General features: G+C 34.1%; 4 protein-coding genes and 4 tRNA genes. 3 read left to right on the forward strand and 5 right to left on the reverse strand.

Features of this window, described 5'->3' with window-relative positions; all coding sequences use genetic code 11:
- Positions 1–92: 92 nt before the first annotated feature.
- The 5 genes from EUBIFOR_RS04395 to EUBIFOR_RS04415 form a co-directional block, all read right to left on the reverse strand.
- Positions 93–166: transfer RNA gene (locus tag EUBIFOR_RS04395), tRNA-Gly, on the reverse strand.
- A 6-nt stretch (positions 167–172) separates the two neighbouring features.
- A tRNA-Gln gene (locus tag EUBIFOR_RS04400) sits at positions 173–248 on the reverse strand.
- A 5-nt stretch (positions 249–253) separates the two neighbouring features.
- Positions 254–337 (reverse strand) — tRNA-Tyr (locus EUBIFOR_RS04405).
- A 7-nt stretch (positions 338–344) separates the two neighbouring features.
- Positions 345–420 (reverse strand) — tRNA-Val (locus EUBIFOR_RS04410).
- Between the two features lie 37 nt (positions 421–457).
- Positions 458–913, reverse strand: a complete 456-nt coding sequence (locus EUBIFOR_RS04415; RefSeq protein WP_003864742.1) for a hypothetical protein — start codon at positions 911–913, stop codon at positions 458–460.
- Between the two features lie 82 nt (positions 914–995).
- Between EUBIFOR_RS04415 and EUBIFOR_RS04420 the strand changes: the two genes are divergently transcribed.
- The 3 genes from EUBIFOR_RS04420 to EUBIFOR_RS04425 all read left to right on the forward strand — a co-directional run bounded on the left by EUBIFOR_RS04420 (position 996) and on the right by EUBIFOR_RS04425 (position 2,909).
- A complete protein-coding gene (locus EUBIFOR_RS04420) occupies positions 996–1,964 on the forward strand; it encodes a rod shape-determining protein (RefSeq protein WP_003864743.1) in 969 nt (322 codons plus the stop codon).
- Positions 1,965–2,119: 155 nt separating this feature from the next.
- Positions 2,120–2,284, forward strand: coding sequence for a hypothetical protein (locus EUBIFOR_RS12695; protein WP_003864744.1), 165 nt, complete (start codon positions 2,120–2,122; stop codon positions 2,282–2,284).
- A complete protein-coding gene (locus EUBIFOR_RS04425) occupies positions 2,268–2,909 on the forward strand; it encodes a hypothetical protein (RefSeq protein WP_003864745.1) in 642 nt (213 codons plus the stop codon). The genes EUBIFOR_RS12695 and EUBIFOR_RS04425 overlap by 17 nt, the downstream gene beginning before the upstream one ends.
- The last annotated feature ends 74 nt before the right edge of the window (positions 2,910–2,983 follow it).

The raw sequence follows: 2,983 nt of genomic DNA on the forward strand, positions 1-2,983 counted from the left end.
GGACTCGAACCGCTGACCCTCTGCTTGTAAGGCAGATGCTCTCCCAACTGAGCTAAACCTCCAAAACTTGCCATACAAAGGGATAAAATTAATGGAGCAGGTGATGAGAATCGAACTCACGTAGTCAGCTTGGAAGGCTGAAGTTCTACCATTGAACTACACCTGCAAATGATGGCTGGGGTACCTGGATTCGAACCAGGGAAATGCAGGAGTCAAAGTCCTGTGCCTTACCGCTTGGCTATACCCCAATAAGTGGTGGAGAAGGACAGATTCGAACTGCCGAACCAAAAGGAACTGAGTTACAGTCAGCCGCGTTTAGCCACTTCGCTACTTCTCCATCAACATGGTGGAGGTTAACGGGCTCGAACCGCTGACCCTCTGCTTGTAAGGCAGATGCTCTCCCAACTGAGCTAAACCTCCATTTTTTTCGCCGCAAACTCGTTTGCGCTCATTTATATTACCAAAGGTTGTTAGGGATGTCAACGTAATTTTTAATTTTTTTTATAAAATTTTCAAACTTTAGCTCTAAAGCCCTTATATAAAGCTTTTTTATCATTTTATTATTTATTCTTTTTTGTTCATTTACTAATTTTTTATCATGAACCACATACATTTTCGGTAAAATCACTCTGTACTTTTTTCCAAAAACTACCTTTTCTTGAACACAATCTAATCTCTCAATTAGATCTACATCTGAAATATAATGAATATCTGTATTATAAAACCGATAAAATTTTTTCAACTTCATAACATCATCTGGAAAAACAATATATATAGGTATACCCACATTCTCGAATGCCTTACTCCACAATAAAAACAAATCATGATGCGACATTGTTTTTTCCAATTCTACAGAATCCAAAATAACTAAGAGTGCTGTTTCTTTTATATTATTAATTTCAATATTATTCATTTATATACGTAGGAATGCATGGATATTGTATCACAATTTAACCTGGTGTAAAATAAAGGCATATATTATTAGGAGGAATCGTATGATTCGAATGGGAATAGATTTAGGTACAAACTATATACGCTTATGTACCCAAGAAGATGGATTACTTTATAATGAGCCATGCATGGTTGCGCTTGATAATCAAAACCATGTGTTAGGCATAGGCGAAGACGCCAAAGATATGATTGGTTCTGCAGATTCAAATGTTAGAATCATATCCCCTTTACGCGAGAATCCGATCAACTTTGATGCTCTCGACATTTTATTAGAACAATTATTATATGAACACAAAGCTTTTAAAATGTTCCAAAAAACCATTCTATTGGTAAGCTACCCAACAAGTTTTAGTGAAAAATCATGTCAAATACTAAAAGAACATTTAGAAGACCTAGGAGCGTATCGTGTTTATTTTGAGCAAGAAATCTGGATTGCGGCAATCGGAGCTAAACTTGATCTTTTCTTACCCGTCGCAAGCTGCGTATTGAACATTGGATCATCCAATTGTGATATTGCCCTATTCTTAAATGGCAAAATGGAAAAGAAAGCACGTTGTAACGTATCAGGCATCACAATCAATATAGCCTTGAAAAACTGGCTAACCAATTCATACAATATCAATGTTTCTAATAAACAAATTGAAAAAATTAAACGAAAACTTGGCCAAGTCAATATTCAACAAAATCCAAAAAGTCTTGAAATTGTTGGTATGGATAAAAACAGTCACGTATTAAAATCGATTATCATCAATGAAAATCAAATTGTTGGCGTTCTAACCCCACTCGTACAACAATGGGCAAATTGGATTCTACAATTTTTATCAAACTTACCAATCACAACGCAACAAGACGTAAAAACGAGAGGAATTGTATGTTGTGGAGGATCCATGTTACTAAGTGGACTACCAACCTATCTACAAAATACTATAGGATGTCCAATCTTTGTCACAGACGATCCATTAAACACCGTTTCAGCTGGACTCATGATTTTATTATCTCGTATGGACGATTAAGTTAAATTTAAGAAAAATCATTTAGTATTAAATCACAAACCAGCAAGACTCAATCCATATTCTTATTTCACTTTTCTCTTATTGCTGTTTCAAAAGCTCCCAATGGGAGTTTTTCTTTTTGTGTGATATAATTCATTTCAAAAGGAGAACCATTTATGAACAAAAATATCGTATCATCGATCTTATATCTAATCGCAGCTATTTGCTTATTTATATTTGCCTATAATCTTACACATGCGTTCCTATATATAGGTATCTTGTTTTTATTTATTGCGATCATCTATTCAAAAAGGGTAAATCAAAATGAAAAGAACAAATAACAACAATTGGATCTTCACTATTTCTATCATCCTAACGGCAATCATATTGGCATTCTTATCTTTTATACCTATAAATATAGATTATATTAAACCATTTGTAGTATATTTTGATCCAACTAAATTACTATCAAACTTACCACTATGGATTTTTATAAATAGTATCATAGCCCTATATTCACATTCTGAAAAAACAGCAACATTAAATACAACCCTGTTCAACATTATTTGTTTTGTAAGTTATTGTCTATTCTCAAAAATTCTTACCCATGCCATGCCAAAAGAAATGTTTCTAACATGGATCGTATTCACACTGATTTGGACAATCTTTAGTTATTTAGTATGGTCAGCCAATCGACAAGATACAAAAGGTTGGATTCTTTCAACCATTCTTTTAGCCATCCTATTTAGCACATGCTTCACATATACAGAAAACACAATATCAAGTACAACTATATTGAATTTCTTACTCTATGTATTCCTAGTTGTAATCCTATATAAGGGCACAAAAGAAACGTTGATCATCGTCGTTTTATCCATTCTTTTAGCTATGATTCTAAACAAATTTCAAATTCAAATAATTTTTACAAAAAGTGCTTGCATTTATTTTAACTCAGTGCTATTATAAATAGGCACTTACGGAGGTTTAGCTCAGTTGGGAGAGCATCTGCCTTACAAGCAGAGGGTCAGCGGTTCGAGCCC

Origin of the sequence: Holdemanella biformis DSM 3989 (assembly GCF_000156655.1) — a bacterium.
GTDB lineage: Bacteria > Bacillota_I > Bacilli_A > Erysipelotrichales > Erysipelotrichaceae > Holdemanella > Holdemanella biformis.

Coding starts and splice junctions, on each gene's coding strand:
- EUBIFOR_RS04415 (WP_003864742.1), bottom strand. CDS start 913: ATGAATAATATTGAAATTAATAATATAAAAGAAACAGCACTCTTAGTT.
- EUBIFOR_RS04420 (WP_003864743.1), top strand. CDS start 996: ATGATTCGAATGGGAATAGATTTAGGTACAAACTATATACGCTTATGT.
- EUBIFOR_RS12695 (WP_003864744.1), top strand. CDS start 2,120: ATGAACAAAAATATCGTATCATCGATCTTATATCTAATCGCAGCTATT.
- EUBIFOR_RS04425 (WP_003864745.1), top strand. CDS start 2,268: ATGAAAAGAACAAATAACAACAATTGGATCTTCACTATTTCTATCATC.